20 protein-coding genes and 2 pseudogenes are annotated in these 19,706 nt (G+C 61.6%); 10 read left to right on the top strand and 12 right to left on the bottom strand.

Annotation, left to right across the window (positions count from 1 at the left end; translation table 11 throughout):
• The first annotated feature begins 313 nt into the window (after positions 1 to 313).
• Positions 314 to 1,303, top strand: a complete 990-nt coding sequence (locus tag QP324_RS10500; protein ID WP_284816004.1) for a triacylglycerol lipase — start codon at positions 314 to 316, stop codon at positions 1,301 to 1,303.
• Here QP324_RS10500 and QP324_RS10495 read toward each other — a convergent pair whose 3' ends face one another.
• Genes QP324_RS10495 through bioB form a run of 3 tightly spaced genes read right to left on the bottom strand, consistent with a single transcriptional unit; the run spans position 1,304 to position 3,490 of the window.
• Positions 1,304 to 2,227 (bottom strand): Sir2 family NAD-dependent protein deacetylase, encoded by a 924-nt coding sequence (locus QP324_RS10495; RefSeq protein WP_284816003.1) that lies wholly within the window; start codon positions 2,225 to 2,227, stop codon positions 1,304 to 1,306.
• Between the two features lie 10 nt (positions 2,228 to 2,237).
• The gene (locus tag QP324_RS10490) at positions 2,238 to 2,510 is read right to left on the bottom strand and encodes a hypothetical protein (protein ID WP_150850254.1); all 273 of its coding nucleotides are present in this window, start codon (positions 2,508 to 2,510) and stop codon (positions 2,238 to 2,240) included.
• Complete coding sequence (gene bioB, locus QP324_RS10485) at positions 2,510 to 3,490, bottom strand: biotin synthase BioB (protein ID WP_250411415.1); 981 nt, start codon at positions 3,488 to 3,490, stop codon at positions 2,510 to 2,512. Before bioB ends, QP324_RS10490 begins: the two co-directional genes overlap by 1 nt.
• 78 nt (positions 3,491 to 3,568) lie before the next feature.
• Here bioB and QP324_RS10480 point away from each other — a divergent pair, with 78 nt between their 5' ends.
• Both QP324_RS10480 and QP324_RS10475 read left to right on the top strand, forming a co-directional pair.
• The gene (locus tag QP324_RS10480; RefSeq protein WP_284816002.1) at positions 3,569 to 4,879 is read left to right on the top strand and encodes a M20/M25/M40 family metallo-hydrolase; all 1,311 of its coding nucleotides are present in this window, start codon (positions 3,569 to 3,571) and stop codon (positions 4,877 to 4,879) included.
• A 22-nt stretch (positions 4,880 to 4,901) separates the two neighbouring features.
• Positions 4,902 to 5,468 carry a hypothetical protein gene (locus QP324_RS10475; protein ID WP_284769378.1) on the top strand — a complete coding sequence of 189 codons (567 nt, stop codon included), beginning with the start codon at positions 4,902 to 4,904 and terminating at the stop codon, positions 5,466 to 5,468.
• Between the two features lie 22 nt (positions 5,469 to 5,490).
• Here the strand turns inward: QP324_RS10475 and QP324_RS10470 are convergent, their stop codons facing one another.
• From QP324_RS10470 to QP324_RS10460, 3 genes are read right to left on the bottom strand one after another with little or no spacing between them, the layout of a single operon-like run.
• Complete coding sequence (locus QP324_RS10470; protein ID WP_284769379.1) at positions 5,491 to 5,796, bottom strand: CHY zinc finger protein; 306 nt, start codon at positions 5,794 to 5,796, stop codon at positions 5,491 to 5,493.
• Positions 5,774 to 6,613, bottom strand: a complete 840-nt coding sequence (locus QP324_RS10465; RefSeq protein WP_284816001.1) for a hypothetical protein — start codon at positions 6,611 to 6,613, stop codon at positions 5,774 to 5,776. The genes QP324_RS10470 and QP324_RS10465 overlap by 23 nt, the downstream gene beginning before the upstream one ends.
• Entirely contained in the window at positions 6,613 to 6,978 is a 366-nt protein-coding gene (locus QP324_RS10460; RefSeq protein WP_284816000.1) for a heme transporter, read from the bottom strand. Before QP324_RS10460 ends, QP324_RS10465 begins: the two co-directional genes overlap by 1 nt.
• Before the next feature lie 118 nt (positions 6,979 to 7,096).
• Between QP324_RS10460 and QP324_RS10455 the strand changes: the two genes are divergently transcribed.
• The 4 genes from QP324_RS10455 (at position 7,097) to QP324_RS10440 (ending at position 10,228) form a co-directional block, all read left to right on the top strand.
• On the top strand, positions 7,097 to 7,531 hold the full coding sequence (locus QP324_RS10455; protein ID WP_284815999.1) for a hypothetical protein: 435 nt from the start codon (positions 7,097 to 7,099) through the stop codon (positions 7,529 to 7,531).
• Entirely contained in the window at positions 7,528 to 8,328 is an 801-nt protein-coding gene (locus QP324_RS10450; RefSeq protein ID WP_284815998.1) for a PrsW family intramembrane metalloprotease, read from the top strand. The genes QP324_RS10455 and QP324_RS10450 overlap by 4 nt, the downstream gene beginning before the upstream one ends.
• A gap of 96 nt (positions 8,329 to 8,424) precedes the next feature.
• Positions 8,425 to 9,621, top strand: coding sequence for an HNH endonuclease signature motif containing protein (locus QP324_RS10445; protein ID WP_284815997.1), 1,197 nt, complete (start codon positions 8,425 to 8,427; stop codon positions 9,619 to 9,621).
• Positions 9,622 to 9,649: 28 nt separating this feature from the next.
• On the top strand, positions 9,650 to 10,228 hold the full coding sequence (locus QP324_RS10440; RefSeq protein ID WP_284815996.1) for an LURP-one-related/scramblase family protein: 579 nt from the start codon (positions 9,650 to 9,652) through the stop codon (positions 10,226 to 10,228).
• 90 nt (positions 10,229 to 10,318) lie between these two features.
• Here QP324_RS10440 and QP324_RS10435 read toward each other — a convergent pair.
• The 5 genes and pseudogenes from QP324_RS10435 to QP324_RS10415 form a co-directional block, all read right to left on the bottom strand.
• A pseudogene (locus tag QP324_RS10435) lies at positions 10,319 to 10,998 on the bottom strand (IS6 family transposase).
• Between the two features lie 94 nt (positions 10,999 to 11,092).
• The gene (locus QP324_RS10430) at positions 11,093 to 13,315 is read right to left on the bottom strand and encodes a copper-translocating P-type ATPase (RefSeq protein ID WP_284815995.1); all 2,223 of its coding nucleotides are present in this window, start codon (positions 13,313 to 13,315) and stop codon (positions 11,093 to 11,095) included.
• A gap of 51 nt (positions 13,316 to 13,366) precedes the next feature.
• Positions 13,367 to 13,693: a heavy-metal-associated domain-containing protein gene (locus tag QP324_RS10425; protein ID WP_025403135.1), complete on the bottom strand. Its 327-nt coding sequence runs from the start codon at positions 13,691 to 13,693 to the stop codon at positions 13,367 to 13,369.
• A gap of 144 nt (positions 13,694 to 13,837) precedes the next feature.
• Entirely contained in the window at positions 13,838 to 14,965 is a 1,128-nt protein-coding gene (locus QP324_RS10420) for a cell wall metabolism sensor histidine kinase WalK (RefSeq protein ID WP_284815994.1), read from the bottom strand.
• On the bottom strand, positions 14,962 to 15,684 hold the full coding sequence (locus QP324_RS10415) for a response regulator transcription factor (RefSeq protein ID WP_284815993.1): 723 nt from the start codon (positions 15,682 to 15,684) through the stop codon (positions 14,962 to 14,964). Before QP324_RS10415 ends, QP324_RS10420 begins: the two co-directional genes overlap by 4 nt.
• Before the next feature lie 404 nt (positions 15,685 to 16,088).
• Here QP324_RS10415 and QP324_RS10410 point away from each other — a divergent pair, with 404 nt between their 5' ends.
• Together QP324_RS10410 and QP324_RS10405 are read left to right on the top strand one after the other, a co-directional pair.
• On the top strand, positions 16,089 to 16,664 hold the full coding sequence (locus QP324_RS10410; RefSeq protein WP_284815992.1) for a CueP family metal-binding protein: 576 nt from the start codon (positions 16,089 to 16,091) through the stop codon (positions 16,662 to 16,664).
• A 71-nt stretch (positions 16,665 to 16,735) separates the two neighbouring features.
• Positions 16,736 to 18,217, top strand: a complete 1,482-nt coding sequence (locus tag QP324_RS10405) for a multicopper oxidase family protein (RefSeq protein ID WP_284815991.1) — start codon at positions 16,736 to 16,738, stop codon at positions 18,215 to 18,217.
• Positions 18,218 to 18,334: 117 nt separating this feature from the next.
• Here the strand turns inward: QP324_RS10405 and QP324_RS10400 are convergent.
• Positions 18,335 to 18,430 (bottom strand): annotated as a pseudogene (locus tag QP324_RS10400) (exonuclease domain-containing protein); the annotation flags it as partial.
• Between the two features lie 710 nt (positions 18,431 to 19,140).
• Here QP324_RS10400 and QP324_RS10395 point away from each other — a divergent pair.
• Positions 19,141 to 19,706, top strand: a 566-nt coding sequence (locus tag QP324_RS10395; RefSeq protein ID WP_284815990.1) for a transposase, incomplete at its 3' end; no start/stop codon positions are given.

The raw sequence follows: 19,706 nt of genomic DNA, 5'->3' as shown, positions 1-19,706 counted from the left end.
CTATCTTTACGCCTCCCGCTCGCAATTTTTATATTTCCTTTACACCCCTTTTGCGCCACCTTTTCTTCAGGCCGGGAACCGCCCTTTATCCACAACGAAGGCCCGCCGACAGCGCATCGGCGGGCCTTCTCCCCATGACTAATCTCTCGGTACCCAAGGAGGGAATGGAGCGCACCCTCCTGCAAGCACCGCCCGTGATTAGGCAAGCCTAAGTTTATAAACCTTTCGTAGGATGGTCAAGGGTTTGCCCATAAATTTCTTCACCCCTGACAAAAACACAGTTAACCTGCAATAACGAGTACAATCCGGAACCATGGCTGAGTTGAAATCCACTATTTCCGAACAACTCCGCAAATTCTGGCGTGCCAACGACAAGGATTTGACCGATTCCCCGCGTCGCGGCGTCGCCTCCCCTGCCGAGGCCACGGCACTGCGCGAGGAGGTCGCGGCCGAAATCGCGGACCTCATCAAAGCCCAGAAGGTCAAGACCAGCCCCGGCGATACAGCCCTCGACGCCGATGCCGCCGCTACCCTTCCCCTCGGCGCCCGCATCAAGCCGCGCGGCGTCTTCGAAGATGACTGGAGCGCGCGTCCTACTGCGCAGCGACCCTGGCCGGTTATCCTCATCCACGGCACCTGCGATACCAAAGGCGTATGGCAAATCCTCGGCAATGAACTGCGCCAGGACGGCTGGGCCGTCTTCGCCCCTGATTATGGGCACCGCGCTACCCAGCCGCTCGCGGAATCTGCGCGCCAGCTTGGCGCTTATATCGACACCGTCCGTGCAGCCACCGGTGCGCACAAGGTTATTCTCATCGGCCACTCCCAAGGCGGGCTACTTGCCCGCTATTGGATGCGCATGGAGGGCGGGGCCGAAAACGTCCTGCACCTGATGTGCATTAGCGCCCCGAATCACGGGACCACTTATGGCGGCATCGCCAGCCGCCTCATCCGCACCCCGCGCCAAGAAGCGGTGCTGCGCTCCATCATTGATGGCTGGTTTGGGCCGGCGGGCATGGACCAGGTCGTCGGCAGTGAGGCTCTGCGCGAAACCAACCGGGACGGCGATCTGGAATCCGGCGTGAGCTATACCTGCATTGCCACGCGGTCCGACGCCGTCGTTGTTCCACCCGAGACCTGCTTCCTCGACCCCCGCGGCGTCGCAGAGGGCACCGTCCGCAATATTTATGTCCAAGACTTCGACCGCCTCGCGATGGTCATGCATGAGGATATGCCGATGGATAAGCGCGTCCGCGCGATCGTGCGCACCATTTTGGAACTGGTGGAGAGCATCCCGCGCTAGTTATAGCCCCAGCTCATCGAGTACTGCGTCAAAGGCCGGACCCACCTGCGTGCGCCACAGCGTATCCACTTTCTGATCACCCCGGCCGGGCCCGCCATTGATAACGGCCACGCGCTTGCCCTGCTTCTTTGCTTCCAGCACAAAGCGATACCCGCTCATAACCGCCAGCGAAGAGCCGGCCACCACGAGCGAACGCGCCTGGCCCAGCAGTGCAAAAGCAGCATCGCGGCGCTCCGCCGGCACGGGCTCACCAAAGTAGACGACGTCCGGCTTCAACAAGGCAGAACCACAGCGCTCGCACCCTGCCATGCGGAAGGCTGCCACGTCGGCCTCATCAAGCGTCACGTCACCGTCCGGGTTCACCTGATCCGCCTCCACGACGAGGCGTTCCAGGTACCCCGGGTTCGCTGCAGCTAGGCGCGCATCAAAGTGCGGCCGCGCCTCCCAGTGCCCGCACATCAAGCACACCACGGTTTCCATATCGCCATGCAGCGCCACCAAGTTCGCGGTTCCCGCCTGTTTATGCAGGCCATCCACGTTTTGCGTGACCACACCATTGACCAGCCCGGCGCGCTCCAGTTCCACCAGCGCATAATGCGTGCGATTCGGCACCGCGGAATCCATAACCCGCCACCCCACAAAGCTGCGGGCCCAATACCTATGGCTCGCGGCCGGGTCGTGGCGAAATTCCTGATAGGTCATCGGCCGGTGCCTACTGAGCGATCCGCGCGGGCCCCGATAATCCGGCACGCCCGATTCCGTAGACACCCCAGCCCCGGTTAGCACCATCACTGGGCCCTCGCGCAGCTGCTTGACGACGTCCCCTAAGGCCTTCCCTTCCTCCGTATGCGGCGCCGATTCTTCGACCACTCGGGCGATCGAACGCAGCGCAGACTGGTGGGCAAGGGAAACGGCGGGATCCATGCCCCCGATGCTAGCTTTCGGGCAGGTGCTCTACATAAAGCCACTCCGAATCCAGCTCCCCGTGGCGCGAGCACTTAGTATGCCAGCCATCGGGGCGCACCTGGGCCACCATGCGGCGGCCACAGATCTGGCAGTAGCGCGGCACATCGAGGCCGGCTGCAGCCGCGGGGTGCAGCGTGAAGACCTCTTCGATCGGCTTGCCGGTATTCGGATGGAAAATCGGCTCATCCCCAGCCAGCACGGCGGCAGCCAATTCGGATGTTGGCTCGGATAAACCAGGCACTATAGGGCCTTAATCGGCAGGTCGATGCGGTTCAACATGTCCACATCCTTTTCAATCTGCTGGCCCAGGGTGGTCAGGTAGTTGCCGGCGATAATGGCGTTGATGCCGCCGAGGAGGCCGCGCTCAGTGCCGTCGTCGCCAAGCGAAAGCTCGCGGCCACCAGCAAAGCGCAAGGTGGTAGACGGCATGGCCAGGCGGAACGCCGCCACGGCGCGCAGGCCCTCTCCCAAGGGAACCAGCGGGCGGTCCGCGAAAGGGGTGCCAGGGCGCGGGTCGAGGAAGTTCATCGGTACCTCGCACGGGTCAATCTCTGCCAGCTGCACTGCAAACTCAGCGCGCTGCTCCAGGGACTCGCCCATGCCGATGATGCCGCCGCAGCAGACCTCCATGCCTACCTCGCGCACATAGTCGAGGGTCTGCTTGCGCTCCTCCCAGGTGTGGGTGGTAACCACATTAGGGAAGAAGGAACGGGAGGTCTCCAGGTTGTGGTTATAGCGCTGCGCTCCCATATCCTTCAGGCGCTGCGCCTGCTCGCGGGTCAGGGTGCCTAGCGAGCAAGAAATCTCAATATCGACGGCGTCATTAATCGCGGCAATCGCCTCGCCCACCTGGTCCAGCAAACGATCGTCCGGGGACTTCACCGCGGCAACAATGCAGAACTCGGTAGCGCCGGACTTAGCGGTCTTCTGTGCCGCCTCCACCAGTTCCGGAATGTTCAGGCGCACGGCGCGCACCGGGGACTCAAAAAGGCCGGACTGGGAGCAGAAGTGGCAATCTTCTGGGCAGCCGCCGGTCTTAATGGAGATAATGCCTTCCACCGATACGTCTGGGCCACACCACTTCAGGCGGGTCTGGTGGGCAATATCGGCGATCTCCTCCAGCTGGGAATCCGGAACCTGCAATACCTGCAGTAGCTCTTCCTGGTTGAGGCCTTTGCCTTGCTCTAGGGCTTTCTCACGGGCGATGTCAACGATGCTCATGGTGCTAAACCCTACTTGAACGGCGTTCAACTTTGGTTAAAACCACATATAAATCTGTACGGAACTACCCTCGGGGGCATGACGCTTTATGATGACACCCTCTCCCTCCTCCAAGAGCTGATCCGCAATGCCTGCGTTAATGACCTCACGCCAGACTCCGGCCACGAGGTGCGCAATGCGGATAGCCTGGAAAAATTCTTTGCGGGCGAAGACGTGCAGATTGAGCGCTTCGAATCCCACCCAGGCCGCGTTTCCATCGTGGTGACCGTCCCCGGCGATCCGGACCAGGAACCGCTCACCCTCATGGGCCACACGGACGTCGTCCCCGTAGATGAGCCGAAGTGGACCAAGCCGCCTTTCGAGGCGCTTATCGAGGACGGCAAGCTCTACGGCCGCGGTTCCGTAGACATGCTATTTATTACCGCCACCATGGCCGCCGTCACGCGCGAGGTCGCCCGCACCGGCAATACGGGCGGCACCCTTGCCTTTGTCGGCATGGCCGATGAAGAGGCCCGCGGCGGTCTCGGCGTGCGCTTTATGTCTGAAAACCACCCCGATGCCTTTTCCTGGAAGAACTGCTTGTCTGAAACCGGCGGTAGCCACCTGCCCGGCGCGGTGGGATTCAACGTGGGCGAAAAGGGCGCCGGCCAGCGCCGCCTGCACGTGCACGGCGATGCCGGCCATGGCTCCACTCCTTATGGCAAGGACTTTGCCATCGTCAAGATCGGTGAGGTAGCCCGCCGCATAGCCGCCGCCGAACCACCCACAGCCTCGAATGAGATCTGGGAGGGCTTTGTGCGCACCTTCAAGTTCGACCCCCAGACGGAGCAGGAGCTTATCGACGGCACCGGTGACTACTCCAAATTCGGCAACCTCGACGCCTACGCACATGCCTTTAGCCACACCACCATCGCCGAGACCGTCCTGCGCGCCGGCGGTGCCATCAACGTGCTGCCTTCACATGCCTACCTGGAAATGGACGTGCGCCCCTTCCCCGGCCAGACCCAGGAGGATCTGGATGACTTCCTGCGCAGCGCGCTCGGGGACATGGCCGATGAGGTAGAAATCGAACACCTCATTACTGAAGATGCCACGCAATCCTCCACCGATACCGAGCTGTGGCGCGCCATTGAGGCCACCTCCAAGGAATTCTTCCCCGATAAGGACGTTGTCCCAGTTCACGCCACCGGCGGCTCCGATCTGCGCTTCGCCCGCCGCAAGGGCGGCAATGCCTATGGCTTTGCCATGCACGCCGAGGGCCGCGATATGGCCAGTGCCAATTCGCAGCTGCACAGCCACGACGAGCACCTCTACCTAGAGGACCTCGAGCTCACCGTCCGCGCCTACCGCAGCCTGGTCAATCGCTTCCTCGGCCTGTCACAGGCGTAACAAATGTGGCAAGATGTCTGGCATGAGCTTTGCACGTAAGTCCGCGCTGCTTTCTGCAGCTACCGCCCTGACCGTAACCCTCGCCGCCCCTGCCGCTGCCCATGCCGACGCCGTTGATAATCTCCTCGCCAAGATGCCCGCCGGCCAGATTTCCTGCTCCCAGGCACAGCAGTACTGGACCAACTCCGCTGACTACAACCAGAAGAAGTCCCAGGCCCTCGCCGTTGCCACCGTGCACCCACGCGGCAACGAGGTCCGCGGCGCCATCGGCCGCATGGATGAGGCCATTGCCCGCTGCGGCCTAAACGGCACCACCGGTCAGGGCAAGCCGGTCAACACCGGCGGCCAGCGCGGCAATGCTCCCGCACCAAAGCCAGCTCCGGCTCCGGCCCCTGCCCCGGCACCAACCAAGAACGCCAAGGTCATCGAGCTGGGCACCATCCCTGGCCAGCCGACTGTCGATGTCCCCTTCCTGGGCCAGACCTTCCGCATCCCGGACGCGGCCAAGATTGCCCAGAACGCCGTATCCCAGTTCCAGCTGCCACAGATCCCACAGATCCAGCAGCTGCAGCAGCTGTCTTCCTTCTAAGACGCTGGCGTGGCCGGACCGCTTAGCGGTCTAGCTGAAAATAGATTCCGGCATGCGCACTGCAGCCGGGATTAAATTTATGCCCACAGTGGGGACACGCAGGCGCGGCGGAATAGGCGTGGTAGTTCATTTCGGTGCGGCAGGCGCCGCAGAGTACCGAGGGGGCGTCGGCAAGCATGGGCCCAAACTCATGCTCCGTGAGCTCGGCATGGCACAGCGCGCAGGCAAAATACTCGCGGCAGGTGGCGCATTTATTGGCCACCACATCCAGCGGCGAATGCCAGTGCTTGCACCGGCCCTCCGCATCAATCGCGCCGTGAATCTTCATGGCCGTCAGCATACGCGCCATCCTGTTGCCACTGGTGCTTCTTTTCCTCTGATTTCTTGGCATTGCGCACGGCCTGAATGCCCACCACGATGGCGATGATGAGCGGTACCCACACCTTGCTGTAATCCATGAGGAATACGAGCCAGTCGGGCGGATCGATGTCGATGTTGAAGTCGAAATTCGGCACCGGCAGCTCTATCTGCGGAAACTCCGGTACGGGGAGCGCGATATCCGGCAGGTTTATCTCCGGCAGTTCCCAATCCGGAAGCAAGCGGGACAAAATGCGGCTGATGATCGGGCCAAGCACGATCACGCCAATGGCCCAGCCGGACTTTCCCAGGCCACCCAAAAGCGGATACAGCACCCGCTTGAAGGAGCTTTCCTCCATGGCCTTGCGGCGCTTTTCTCCCAATGAGCCGGCCGGGGGCTCGAGGGCGACTGCCTCCTCCCCATTGCGGTAGTACACGTCGAGGAGCTCGCCAAAGGGAGAAGCTTGGATATCTAGATAAGGTTTGCTGCGCGGGGCGGAGTTCTCGAGCAGGGTGAGGTCTTTTTCGATCTTCTTCTTAAGCGAATAGCGGCCCGCACGCGGCCGATCGTGGCGGCTGCGTACCTGACCGTTCACCACAATCTGCAGGCGTGGGCTCGGGTTCTTCCGCCAGAGCCGGAGGCGTTCCAGCAGGGTGGCATCGCCTGGAACCGGGGTGAAGTCCTTCGCTTTCTTAGGCCACTGGCCCATCTCCACGAACTCGGCATCGTATCCGCGCTGCACCTCAATGGTGCCCACCTCGGGGTGCTCTAGGCGCCACGTCTCCATTAGCTCTTCCCTGCCTTGGAGCCCACCGCGGCCCCCAGCTTGCTCGCGGCCCATGCCAGGAAAACAAATACTGGGAGGTATATCCAGGTGCCCTCGTTGAAGTAGAGGGACATGGCTGCAAAATACGCCAGCCCCGCCACGCAGAAAATGGTCCAGGAGGCGCGGAAAGTGGCGCCGTCGACAAGAGCGATGGCCACCGTCAGCACGGCCATGAGGATGAGCAGAACTACGCCGGAGACTAGGTGATAGACTGCGGGCGGAAGGCCAACAAAGACCGCGGCCATGGCAATAGGTGCCCACCACTGCCACCACACGCGGGTGGGCTCGTCCTTTGCTTCTGCTTCTTCCGCTAGGTCCTCAAACACGCACCCAACCTATCACAGGGCTTGATATTGCTTATGGGGAAGAAATCCTCCTAGCGGTCGGCCTAATCCTCCCCGCGGAGGATACCGCGCTGAGCAGTGCGTACCTAGCGTTAAGAGCATGAAAAGCACACCACTCATCCTCGCGGCGGGCGTAGTATTCGGCGCCATCTACGGCACCAATGCGCTCCTGCCAGACATCTATGACAACCCCACTTCTGAAGTGCAGGCCGGACAGGCCCGCATCCCCGGATTATCCTGCACGGAAGAAGATGGCTCCACCAGCAGTGAACCACGCTGGGACTGTGACGGCACCCAAATCCGCGCTAAGGAAGTCGGCGTGCAAGACAAAGACCAAGCCACCCGACGCTACCTCCGGGCAATGGGTGAAAGTACGGCCATGCCGGAAGGAGACATCGACCGCGACGGGGACAAGCGCACGCTTAGCGATGGCGACCTTGTAGCCATCAGCATCGAGGGCGATGGCCCCACCACGTTCCTCTCCCTGCGCGGACCGCGCGCTGCAGAACTTGCCCAGGAGGTAGAAAAGGCATGAAGAATCTGTATTGGTTATCTATCGCTTTTGGACTGGTAGTCTCCGGCTTCTTTTTGGCTGATCGTCGGTTTACTGAGGTTGGGCTCATCAGTGCGCTCATCTGCGTGGGCCTTACACTCGGCTTGGGATTCTTGTGGTTTAGGCCGCGGCCGATGTGGCAAGGCATCCTATGGGGTGCGCTCGCCCAGCCGGTGGTGGTGAGCCTCAACAACCAAATGGTGGGGATTTCGAACAAGCTGGGGCTTACCTTCCTGGACTCGGCCTTTTACTCGCCACTTCCAGAGGAAACCATCAAGCTCCTCGGCGTTGTCATTATCGTTGCAGCCTATAAGAACGTGCGGCATCCCTACCAAGCCGCCGCGATCGGCATGGCGGTAGGCCTTGGCTTCGATGCCATGGAAAATGTGCCGTTCATCCTCCACGCGGCCATCGATAACTTGGACGGCGACCTCTGGGGCGTCATCATTACCGGTATCGGACGATTCTTCACTGGCGCCTTTACCCATGCGCTGTATACGGGGGTTGCGGCGTGGGGCGTCGGCAAGCTCTATGCGGGCGCGCGCCACGGGTACTGGCAGGTGGCGGGATTCTGGCTGGCCGCTATTGCCCTACATACCTTGTTCAATGGCGCGACCATGATTGCGGGTGAGTGGCCGGCGACCATCCTTGTTATCGCCCTCATCACCTGGACGCTTATTATCTGGGGCCTGCGATTCATGCGCAAGCAGGACAAGAAACACGTGGCACAAAGCAGCGAAAAGTCCCTACCCGCTAAAGATTCGGAATATAGCTCCTGAGCTGGCTCAATGCGGAAGAAAAAGGCTCGTGTCCGAGGGGTGTTATAAGGTGTGAATCGTACACAAGTTCACACGATAATTTAGGTACGATGCGCCATGGAAGAACCCTACTTTTCCACGACCAATACCACCGACCCCATCACACGCTTAGCCTTTGAGATGCGAAAGGCGGAATACGAGTTCTGGGTGAGCCAAGTCCCGGAGCTCGATTCTGATTTCGAATTAGTTACCCAATCCCTCTACCGCACCACCGGCGTCAATGAAGGCCGGATTGGCCATATCCTCATGGCGCTGCACCGCTTGGAGGAGCTGCCCGAGCTCCAAGCGCTGCAGCACCGCCTCTATCACTTAGATCTCGACCGCATTATTGCCATCAATAAGTCCCTCAACCGCTTGGGAAATCCGACGCCGGAGGTGGTGGCGCGCATCGATGAGCAGCTCACCGCCTACCTCACCCCTACCCGGCCGAACCAGGCCATGCGCACGCAGGCGCAGATCAAGCGCAAACTCAACGAGCTCATCAACCTCGCCGATGACACGCTGGCCGTCACCCAGGGCCCTACCCAGTCGCGCTACACCATGGAAAACTGGGGCGATAACACCTCGGCGGTGACTTTGAGTGCGGACCCGGCGGTTATCGCGAGCGTCGATAAGTGCGTCCGGCAGACCGCGCTGGAGCTAGGTTGCTCGCTTGCCGACGCCGCCGTTGCGCTCCTCACCGGCCGCACCCAAGCCCCCGAGATCATCCTCAACGCCTACAAGGCCACCGACGTGCCCAATTCCCCGGCATTTATCGAATCCGTAGGCTGGCTCGACCCGGCGCGCTCCAATGCGCTGCCCTACACCAAAATCCGGGAGATGGATCCTAACCACGAGGTCAAGGGCTACGTCACTCCCGCCGCCATGGCCGCATACCTGGAAGGCGTCGACGGCACCTGCCGCTACCCCGGCTGCAACCGCCCAGCATCTGCCTGCCAGAAGGACCACCGCATCAACCACGCGGACGGCGGGCCGACCGCCCCGGCAAACCTCGCCTGCTTATGCCAGCACCACCACAACATAAAGACCGATGACCGCGTCTTTTATGTCATGGATCCACACACGCGCGACATCATCTGGCTATTTGAAGATGGTACCTGGACCACCACCGAGCCCTCCGGCCCGCTGGCGCAGAAGAACAAGAACTGGGTACAGACCTTCGCCCAAACCATGACTGCCCACCGCGCCCGGGCATATGAAGAGGCCCAAGAGCTCATACGCCAGCAGAAAACCACCCCTAGGGAGGAGGAATAAATCCGCCAGCTTCCCTACAGTGGCTGGCATGACGCAAAATTTATTCACGCTAGATGAGCTCGTAATTACCCAAACCAAGTCCTTCCTCAACGATCAGTTCATGATCACCGATATCAACGGCACCCCGGTGGGCACCATCCTGCAATCCACCAGTCTCAAAGACATGGTGTTTAAATCCTCTCGCAGCCTAGAGGTCGCACTCACGGACGCCGAGGGCAATCCCCTCCAAACGGTCATGACGATTTCGGACCCGCCGAATTTTCTGCGGGATACCTACGAGGTGCACTTGCCGGGAATCGAGCAACCCATGGCCGTTATCACCAAGCGCTTTTCCATGCTCAAGACAAAATTGGACTTGACCATGGAGGGCTTTCCTGACGTCGAAATTCACGGCGACTTCTGGGATTGGAACCTTTCCATCACTTCAGAAGATCGCCTGCTTGCTGACGTCTCTAATGAATGGACTGGCATGGGCAACTACTTCATGGGCAAAAACACGTACCGCCTGCGCATCACGCCGAGACTCAGCGAGCAACAGCACGCCGCCATCCTCGGCGCTGTGATGAGCATGGATATGCTGCGCACCAAGCAAAAGAACAGCGACTAGGAAAAATAAAAAGGTGCTGTTGCAAAGTTGGGGGGAGAGCAGCGAAGACTCAGTTTCTCATTCCCTGATGGCCGCTGCGTGTGGGCGTTGTTAGGCCGTCTCGAAGACCTGGTTGACGATCACCGCGTCCGGGTTCGGTTGCCTGTTGGCAAACATCGCGCCTTGTCCTTTCCGCAATGAGTACATCGCCTCCATCCCTTTCAACGTCCGATATGCAGATGTCCGGTTCTTAAACGCGCCTTTCGGCTCGAGGATCCGCTTCAGCCGACCATGGTGGCCTTCCAGGATGTTGTTGAGGTATTTCACCTGCCGGTGTTCCACTGTTGGCGGGCAGATTCCCTCTGACTTCAACTCGGCGATTGCCCTGGCAAGGCAAGGTGCTTTATCGGTGTTGATCACTCTGGGATACCCGGCTGACGCATTGGATCTGACGGCCTTGGCCAGAAAACACTTTGCTGCGGCCACGTTCCGCTTCGAAGAGAAGCAAAAGTCCAGGGTCTGGCCACCAGTGGTGATCGCCCGATAGAGGTGTCATCCACCCGCCAGGAACTGGCCTGCCAGTCAGGTACCTGCCGGTACCACCGTGTTTGCTTATCCAGCTCAGGGGCGTATTTCTGGACCCAGCGGTAGATCATGGTGTGATCGACCGGCACGCCCCGCTGAAGTCATCATTTCCTCCAGAGCGCGGTAGCTCACCCCGTAGCGGCAGTACCACCCACTGCCCACAGAATGATGCCACGGGGGAAATGACGACCGGAAAAGATACCCATAGCTGTGACTTTTTCACGTCACTCTTCCTACTGCCCCAACTTTGCAACAACACCTTTCAGGGTCATATGGGGGGCAGTGGAGAGAAGTGGTGGATCAGTGGACAGCGGTGGATGCCGAAGTAGGCGTGGCGTCTTCCTCTTTCGACTCGGTCGGAGCCAGGTGAGCCGGATCCAGATCAATGCGGCGCAACAGCTGGGCGTTCAGGGCCACCACGATGGTCGAGGCAGACATCAAGATCGCGCCCACGGCCGGGGACAGCACGAACCCGATCGAGGCGAGCACTCCGGCGGCCAACGGCACGGCGAGGATGTTGTAGCCAGAGGCCCAGATCAGGTTCTGGATCATCTTGCGGTAGCTGGCCTGGGACAGCTCAATCATCGACAGCACTGCCCGCGGGTCATCACTGGCTAGGACCACCCCGGCAGATTCCATGGCCACATCCGTGCCGGCACCGATGGCGATACCGACGTCCGCGCGGGTCAGAGCGGGGGCGTCATTGACACCGTCACCGACCATGGCCACGCTCAAACCCCGGTCCTGCAGCTGCGTGACCTTGGTGTCTTTGTCCTGGGGCAGGACCTCGGCGAAGACCTCATCAATGCCTAAGTCCTGACCGACGGCGTGGGCCACCTGCTGCGCGTCGCCGGTGATCATCGCGACCTTCACCCCGCGGTCCTGCAGGGCTTTCACGGCGGCGCGGGATTCGGGGCGGATCTTGTCCTCGACGGCCACCGCACCGATGATCTGACCGTCACGGACAATATGGAGCACACCGGCCCCACGCCCGGTCCAGGCGCTGGTGGTGTCGGTGAACTCGGCCGGGGTGGTGAGGTTGAACTCGCGCAGCATGTTCGGCCCGCCCACGAGGATCTCAGCGCCATCGACAGTGGCTCGAACCCCCCGGCCGGAGGCGGCGCTGAAACCAGTTGCACGGATTTGCCGACGGGAGGCCTCGGGATGGGCGGCCGCGGCCGCCACGATGGCGCGGGCCACGGGGTGCTCACTGTCGGCCTCCGCGGCGGCGGCCAAGGCCAACAGCTCGCCCTCGGTGACGCCGACAGCTGCCGCGACACCGGTGACCGCGTGCGCACCCTCGGTCAGGGTGCCGGTTTTGTCGAAGAGCACCACGTCGATGGTGCGCATCCGCTCGAGCGCCATCCGGTCCTTGATGAGCACCCCGGATTTCGCGGCCCGCTCGCTGGAGATCGCAATGACCAGCGGAATCGCCAGGCCCAGGGCATGCGGGCAGGCGATGACCAGCACCGTGACCGTGCGCACCACGGCATCGTCCGGGCTGCCGATAATGGTCCACACCACCGCGGTGATCAGAGCGGAGATCAGCGCAAACCAGAACAACAACGCCGCCGCCCGATCCGCCAGGGCCTGGGCCCGGGAGGAGGACTCCTGGGCGTCGGCAACCATGCGTTGGATCCCGGCCAGGGCGGTGTCCCCACCGGTAGCCTCCACCCGGATGCGGACGGTGTTGTCGGTGGCCACGGTACCGGCGACCACCTTGTCACCGGTGTCGCGGAAGACGGGACGGGATTCGCCGGTGATCATTGCCTCATCGAATTCGGCGGCTCCGTCGAGGATGGTTCCGTCGGCCGGCACCCGGGCACCGGCCCTCACCAGCACGACGTCGTCGACGACCAGCTCGGAGATGGCCACGGTGCGGGTGGTCCCGTCGATGACTTTCTCGGCCTCATCCGGCAGCAGGGCAGCCAGTGCGTCAAGCGCGGAGGACGCGGCCCCGAGAGCGGACATCTCCAGCCAGTGGCCCAGCAGCATGATGGTCACCAGCAGGGCCAGCTCCCACCAGAAGTCCAGCTCAAAACCGCCCAGCCCCAGAGTGGTGACCCAGGAGGCGACAAACGCCACGGTGATGGCCATGGCGATCAGGAGCATCATCCCGGGTTGGCGGGATTTCAGTTCTTTCCATCCGCCCTTGAGGAAAGGCGTTCCGCCGTAGACGAAGATGATCGTGCCCAGCACCGGGGGGATCCAGGTGGATCCGGGGAATGCCGGGAGTTGGTAGCCGAGCAGCTGGGCGACCATGGGGCTGAAAATAACGACGGGAATGGACAGAATCAGCGACCACCAGAAGCGGTCCCGAAACATTGCGGTACTGTGTCCGGCGTGTTCGCCGTGACCATGAACGTGGTGGTCTTCGTCCAGGGCGGAGTGCGGGTGATCGTGGGGCATCGCCTGGCCGTGGGTGTCGGCATGTGCGTGGTGTTCGTGGCTGGCATGATCCGGGTGGTGGGTGTGGTCTGTTTCCGGAGCGGGGTGATCACCCGAATGGTGGGGAGTGCTCATGACGTTCCTTTCGCTCAACCCGGTCGGGGTCGAGATGATGGGTATAACTGATCAGGATAAGACGGTGTAGCCGGCCTCCTCGATGGCCCGGCGAACCATCTCCGGAGGTACGACACCGGTGACCGTGACGGTGGAAACTCCACCAGCAGCGAGATCAATCTGGACGTCGTCGACCTGGGGAAGGGCCTGAAGGGCCTGGGTCACGCTTTTCGCGCAGTGCCCGCAGGTCAGGCCGGTGACCTGGTAGCTAGGGGAGGACCCTCCTGCTGACGAGTCGCTGGCGGCAGGGGTGGAGGCGGTGTCGGCACGTGAGGCAGGTCCGCAACAGCTGCAGCCGTGGGAGGCCATCGGCAAGAGGCGGGGCGGGGAGGTGATCATGGGAAAGCTCCTTCGGTTCGGTGGGGTGCGGCGATGCCACTCTCTAACGCATACCCCCCTGGGGTATATTTCCCTAGCGTATACCCCCCGGGGGTATATTTTCAAGGGGTGGAGGGAACGGCCCTCACGCGGGGCAGGGTGTGGTCACCGAGCAGCCTCCTCACTGTCGGGAGGGGACAGCGGGAGGCGGAGGGCAAACACCGCTCCGCGACCGGGTCCGGGGGAGGTGGCGGTGAGAGTGCCGCCGTGGGCCTCGATCAATGCCTTGGAGATGGTCAGACCGATACCGGCCCCGCCGTTGTCCCGGCTGCGGGCGGCATCCCCCCGGTAGAAGCGTTCGAAGATGTGTCCGAGCTGGTCGGGTGGGATGCCCTCGCCATCATCGGCGACGTGGATGAGCACGGTGGACGCCCCCTGTCGGTGGACACTGATCCGGACCTGCCCGCCGGCCGGGGTGTGCCGTAGCGCGTTCGACAGGAGATTGCTCATCACCTGGCCGAAGCGTTGCCGGTCCACGAGCACCCGGGCGGTGTCTGTAATGCTCTCGACCTGTAAATCGACGCCTTTGTCAGCATAAGCTTCCCCCGCGGCAACAGCGGCGGTATGGAGCAGATCCCCGAGCCCTTCCTCCGCCAGGTCCAAATCGATCCGGTGTTCCTGGGCCCGGGAGACATCGTCGATGTCTTCCATCAACCGGGTCAGGCGGGTGAGTTGGTCAGCCATGATCGTGTGGGTGGCATTATTCCAGTCCACGACCCCGTCCTGGAGACCATCGAGGTAGACCGTGAGCACCGATAAGGGGGTGCCCATTTCGTGGGCCAGATCAGAGAGCATCTGGCGGCGGACCTGTTCGGTGTGTTCCAGCCGGTCAGCCATGGTGTTGAAGGCATGCGCCAGGGTGGTGACCTCGGGGCCTGCTTTTCCGGCGGGCACGCGGATACGGGAGTTGCCGGCCGTCAGGCTGGTAGCAGCGCGGGTGAGATCCTGCAGGGGGGTGCGCAGACGACGCGATAACCACAGGCTGGCCAGCAGGGCGCTGATCAAGGCGGTGGGCAGGGAGACGGCCAGGGTGATCAGGTTAGCGCCCCGGTAGGCCTGCTCGGCATGGAACAGCTCCAGCGAGGGGTCCTCCCGGCCGGTCATCAACATATGATCATGGAACAGGGTCGGGCCCACCATCGTGGCCACGGCCGCGGCCACCAGCAGGCTAATCACCACGACCAACACCTGGGCGGCCAGGAAGCGGAAGGCCAGGCCGGGTCCGTGATTCATGGCTGCCCCACCCGGTAGCCCACGCCACGCACGGTGTCGATAAACCCCCGGCCCTGGGTGTCGGTGCCGAGCTTGCGACGCAAGTTGCCGATGTGAACATCAACGATGCGTTCATCACCGACCCAGGTGGTGTCCCAGACCTCGGTGACCAGGTCGTGGCGGGTCAGCACCTGGCCAGGGCGCAGGCCCAGGGCAACCAGCAGCTCGAACTCCGTGCGGGTGAGCTCCACGGTCGTCTCCCCCACCCGTACCTCATGGGCGACGGGGTCAAGGATGAGGTCGCCAACGATCAAGGGGGTAGTCACCTGCGGTGGGGTGCTGCTGGTGCGCGGACGGCGCAGCACCGCATGCACCCGGGTCACCAGTTCCCGGATGCTAAAAGGTTTAGTGATGTAGTCATCCGCCCCCAGGGTCAAACCGCTGATCTTGTCGTCCTCGTTGCCACGCGCAGTGAGCATGAGGATGTAGCAGTCCGAGAAGGTGCGGATGCGTCGGCACACCTCCAGGCCGTCGAGTTCGGGCAGCCCTAGATCCAGCACCACAACATCGGGGGAAAAGCGACGGGTCTCGTCCACGGCCTGAGTGCCGGTGTGCGCCTGGCGGGTATCAAAGCCGGCCCGGATGAGGTAGGAGGCCACCATCTGAGCCAGGGGTTGTTCATCATCGACGACCAGCACCCGCCCCGGGGGCGTGGCGGTGGTCGGTGTGCGGTCAGCCATAGACCCCAGTATCGCTCCGGTCAGGGGGGAATACCACCCTCGCTCAGTGCCCGGCGGGGAAATCTTCATCAAATCTTCAAACATCACCCTTCGACCGCCGTCACCCCTGTGTCCCACCCTGGGTCGGCGGCATCGCCTCCCCTGGTCGGTTCAGCAGGCGCCACCGGGGATTTCACTGCCTGCACCGCATACCCGGGGCGGGTAGAAGTACATCGCCCACGGCTGTGGGGTGGTGTCCCGGTGGTGACCCAGCCCACCGAATTCACCCTCTTTTCGCCCTGTTATAAGGCTGTGGGCAGGGTTTTTGATTTCTAGTCCGTCAGGCACCCGTGCTAGATAAAGGTATGGCATCGACCTTGAGACGGTGTCTTCTCATGGTCTTACCACGATCCAAGGAGATTGACGTGAAACGAGCAGCGATCGCAGCCGCCGCCCTTGCCCTCGCCCTCACGGGGTGTTCGGCTGCCGACCCGGAACCCACCGCCGATGGGACGGTGTCCCAGGACACATTCCTGACTGCCCATGGCCTGGCCGACATGGACGCGGTGGAGATCATTGATCACCTCGACCGGCAGAAGGTCACTGAGCGTCCCACGGATCTGATCGCCTCAGTAGGTGCCGATGAACTGCTGCTCTCGAGCGATGACCAGGAAGTTGTGCTCGATCTTCCCGACAATCAGACGTATGTCTCGATCGCACCCTATCTCACCTCCACCCACGACTGCTTCTACCACAGCCTCACGACCTGCCAGGGGGAACTCGACAATGAGGATATCCAGGTCACGATCACCGATGAGACGACCGGTGAGGTGCTGGTGGACGAGGCGACAACCACCTTCGACAACGGGTTTATTGGCTTCTGGCTTCCCGATGATGCCACCGGTCTGATTGAGGTCAGCTACCAGGGGCGTACCGGCACAACGGAGTTTTCCACCGCCGACGACGGTGCCACCTGTGTCACAGACCTGCACCTGACGTGATGGCTCAGCCGGGTCCTCACCTGCGCCTGTCTCCCGTATCACTGAAATCTAACACCAAGGAAGGTTAAATCATGATAAACGGATTTTCCCGACGACAGTTTCTGCTCGGTGGGCTCGTCCTCGCCGGCACCGGGGTCGTGGCCGCCTGCACCAGCGACCCTGGACCCGCTGCCTCGGCACCAGGTTCCTCCCTTCGCCCCACTCCCACCCCCACTGCGCTCGGTGAGCCGACGGTGCGCCGGACACTGACCGCCCGGCCCCTCTCTCTGGATATCGGCGGTATCGAAGCCAAGACGTGGGGATACGTCTCTGACACCGGGGATGCCGCCATTGAGGCCACCGCCGGCGACGTCCTCCAGGTCGATATCACCAATGAACTGCCTGAGAGCACCTCCATCCACTGGCATGGCATCGCACTCCACAACGCAGCCGACGGTGTGCCCGGCATGACCCAGGACCCCATTGAACCTGGCGAGTCTTTCTCCTATGTTTTTGAAGTCCCCCACGGTGGCACCTACTTCTACCATTCCCACTCCGGCCTGCAGCTTGATCGCGGCCTCCACGCCCCACTGATCGTCCGTGACCCGCAAGACGCTGAGGACCAGGACGTCGAGTGGACCATCGTGCTCGACGACTGGGTCGATGGCATTCAGGGCACTCCCGACGATGAGCTCGACAAGCTCACCGGAATGGGTTCGGGCGACCATAACGGGAAGAAGGGGATGGGAGGTCACGGCCATATGATGCACGGCACCCCGGACCGGGTACTGGGCGGGGATGCCGGCGATGTGATGTATCCGCACTACCTCATCAACGGACGTATCCCCCGTGCTCACCGGACCTTCGAGGCTCGCCCGGGCGACAAGGCCCGCCTGCGGTTTATCAACTCCGGCGGTGACACCATCTTCAAGGTGGCCCTCGGTGGCCACCGCATGACCGTGACCCACACCGACGGCTTCCCTGTCCAACCCAGGGAGACCGAATCGATCTACCTGTCGATGGGCGAGCGTGTCGACGTCGAGGTCATCCTCGACGACGGCATCTTCCCGCTCACGGCTTTGGCGGTGGGTAAGGACGACCGCGCCTTCGCCGTCATCCGCACCGCCGGCGGCCAGGCTCCCCACCCCGATGTCGACTTCCCCGAGTTGTCGTCCACCGGACTGCTTCTGTCCTCCCTGAAGCCAGCAGACCGTGCACTCCTGCCCGAGGACACACCAGACCGAGAAGTCAGCATCGACCTGGGCGGGCAGATGATGCCGTATGAATGGAGCATTCTCACCGACGGCCAATCCTCCTCCGCGACCGTGCAGGAGGGCCAGCGCCTGCGGATGGTCATGCGCAACAGGACCATGATGCCCCATCCCATGCACATCCACGGCCACACGTGGGCACTGCCCGGCAGCGGCGGACTACGCAAGGACACCGTCCTTCTCCGCCACGGTGAAACCATGATCGCCGACCTGATCGCTGACAACCCCGGTGAGTGGGCATTTCACTGCCATAACGCCTATCACATGGAAACCGGGATGTTCAGCTCGCTTCGCTACGAGTAACCGCCACAGCAGGGTTGAGTGCCGAGGTGGACGGGGGTTTCCCCGAGTAGTGAACACGGCATTGGTGTCAGGGTTGAGCAATGTGTGCCAGAAGTCAACGGGATTGAAGTATGCGTCGGCGTGCACGGCAGCAAGTTCAATGATGCGGTCGTAGCGCTTGTTAAAGCCGGTGGTTTCGGTATCAATGACCGCAAAGACCGGCTCGCACGGCATGCGTGGGGTGTAGCGGTTGAGGAGGTTTTCTAAGAAGCCTATGGCCTCAAGCCAAGAGGCCCATACCGACATGCCCGCCTAAACGCTATCGAACACTGCAACCAACGTGGATTTCTGTGGATAACCACACTAACCCTGTGTGGGTTGTCCACAAGGTTAGTGTGGTTGGCCTTTCGTAGCGGGCGTGGGTGTGGTTGCCTTAGTGCTATGAGCACTTCGCAGGACTATCCGAACTCCACCCCAACCCCCGCTACTACGACCACTGGGAGGTCAGCGGCGGGGGCCGAGTTTGCGGGATATTTCCCAGCAGGAATTAAATACGGCCTAAACGACACGATGTGTTGGTGAGGTTGTACGGCTAGCCGGTCTGGCGTGCTGATATTAGGACTATTTCACTTATCCAGAGGGATATTCCAGCTTCGACCATGAAATACCGCCAAAGGAATGCCGGTGTGCTAGGCACCTAGGCTCACGATGAGGGGATGAGTAAAAATCATCCTCGATGCCCCGTCTGCGGCGGGACATGCACGAAACACGGAACAACGAGTGCTGGGCGCCAACGATGGCGATGCCGCACCTGCAAGGCCACCTTCACCCGCGTGAATAACGATGCCGTGCAAGCCAAATGGTTCCGCCTTTTCATTTCCTGGCTCACCTCCAGCAACAGCTTGGAAGAAACAGCTAAAACCTGCGGTGTTTCAACGCGAACTTTGCAACGACGCTTCACACCGTTCTGGCTTATCCAACCTCCTAGACGCGTTGATAAGCAGAGAATCTACGATCAAGTCTTCATCGACGGCACCTACTTCAACGCCAAGTGCCTTGTTGTAGCTGCCGACTCCAGCCATGTCATCAATTGGTTCTGGTGCACGAAAGAATCCTCCTGGTCGTATATGCGCCTGCTGGACGAGCTAGCCCCACCACAATTGGTGACCTGCGATGGGGATTCCGGAGGCCTTAAAGCACTACACCACCTATGGCCTGATACCCCGGTCCAACGCTGCATTGTCCACGTCAAGCGCAATATCCAACGCGCCACCGGCCTTCACCCCACCTCGCCGATGGGTAAAGCACTACGACGGCTTTCCTTTGAACTACTCGCCGTTGACAACCTAGATAAGGCAGCCGAATGGATAGTGAAGCTACAGCAGTTCGGCACCGTATTTAGCACTCAGCTCAAAGCCCGTACCTACGTCAAAGACGTCCCTTTCGATCAGATTCCTAAGTCCAAGCGCCGGAACAAAAAGTGGTGGTACACCCACTACACTCACCGCGG

The organism is Corynebacterium sp. UMB0012 (genome assembly GCF_030216265.1).
In the GTDB taxonomy this organism is placed as follows: domain Bacteria; phylum Actinomycetota; class Actinomycetes; order Mycobacteriales; family Mycobacteriaceae; genus Corynebacterium.
The sequence above is the reverse complement of the archived record's forward strand: the minus strand, read 5'-3'. Positions and strand labels throughout refer to the sequence as shown.

Bases quoted from the DNA above. Each gene is read 5' to 3' on its own strand.
- QP324_RS10500 (WP_284816004.1), top strand. From the start codon at position 314: ATGGCTGAGTTGAAATCCACTATTTCCGAACAACTCCGCAAATTCTGG.
- QP324_RS10495 (WP_284816003.1), bottom strand. From the start codon at position 2,227: ATGGATCCCGCCGTTTCCCTTGCCCACCAGTCTGCGCTGCGTTCGATC.
- bioB (WP_250411415.1), bottom strand. From the start codon at position 3,490: ATGAGCATCGTTGACATCGCCCGTGAGAAAGCCCTAGAGCAAGGCAAA.
- QP324_RS10480 (WP_284816002.1), top strand. From the start codon at position 3,569: ATGACGCTTTATGATGACACCCTCTCCCTCCTCCAAGAGCTGATCCGC.
- QP324_RS10475 (WP_284769378.1), top strand. From the start codon at position 4,902: ATGAGCTTTGCACGTAAGTCCGCGCTGCTTTCTGCAGCTACCGCCCTG.
- QP324_RS10470 (WP_284769379.1), bottom strand. From the start codon at position 5,796: ATGAAGATTCACGGCGCGATTGATGCGGAGGGCCGGTGCAAGCACTGG.
- QP324_RS10465 (WP_284816001.1), bottom strand. From the start codon at position 6,613: ATGGAGACGTGGCGCCTAGAGCACCCCGAGGTGGGCACCATTGAGGTG.
- QP324_RS10455 (WP_284815999.1), top strand. From the start codon at position 7,097: ATGAAAAGCACACCACTCATCCTCGCGGCGGGCGTAGTATTCGGCGCC.
- QP324_RS10450 (WP_284815998.1), top strand. From the start codon at position 7,528: ATGAAGAATCTGTATTGGTTATCTATCGCTTTTGGACTGGTAGTCTCC.
- QP324_RS10445 (WP_284815997.1), top strand. From the start codon at position 8,425: ATGGAAGAACCCTACTTTTCCACGACCAATACCACCGACCCCATCACA.
- QP324_RS10440 (WP_284815996.1), top strand. From the start codon at position 9,650: ATGACGCAAAATTTATTCACGCTAGATGAGCTCGTAATTACCCAAACC.
- QP324_RS10430 (WP_284815995.1), bottom strand. From the start codon at position 13,315: ATGAGCACTCCCCACCATTCGGGTGATCACCCCGCTCCGGAAACAGAC.
- QP324_RS10425 (WP_025403135.1), bottom strand. From the start codon at position 13,693: ATGATCACCTCCCCGCCCCGCCTCTTGCCGATGGCCTCCCACGGCTGC.
- QP324_RS10420 (WP_284815994.1), bottom strand. From the start codon at position 14,965: ATGAATCACGGACCCGGCCTGGCCTTCCGCTTCCTGGCCGCCCAGGTG.
- QP324_RS10415 (WP_284815993.1), bottom strand. From the start codon at position 15,684: ATGGCTGACCGCACACCGACCACCGCCACGCCCCCGGGGCGGGTGCTG.
- QP324_RS10405 (WP_284815991.1), top strand. From the start codon at position 16,736: ATGATAAACGGATTTTCCCGACGACAGTTTCTGCTCGGTGGGCTCGTC.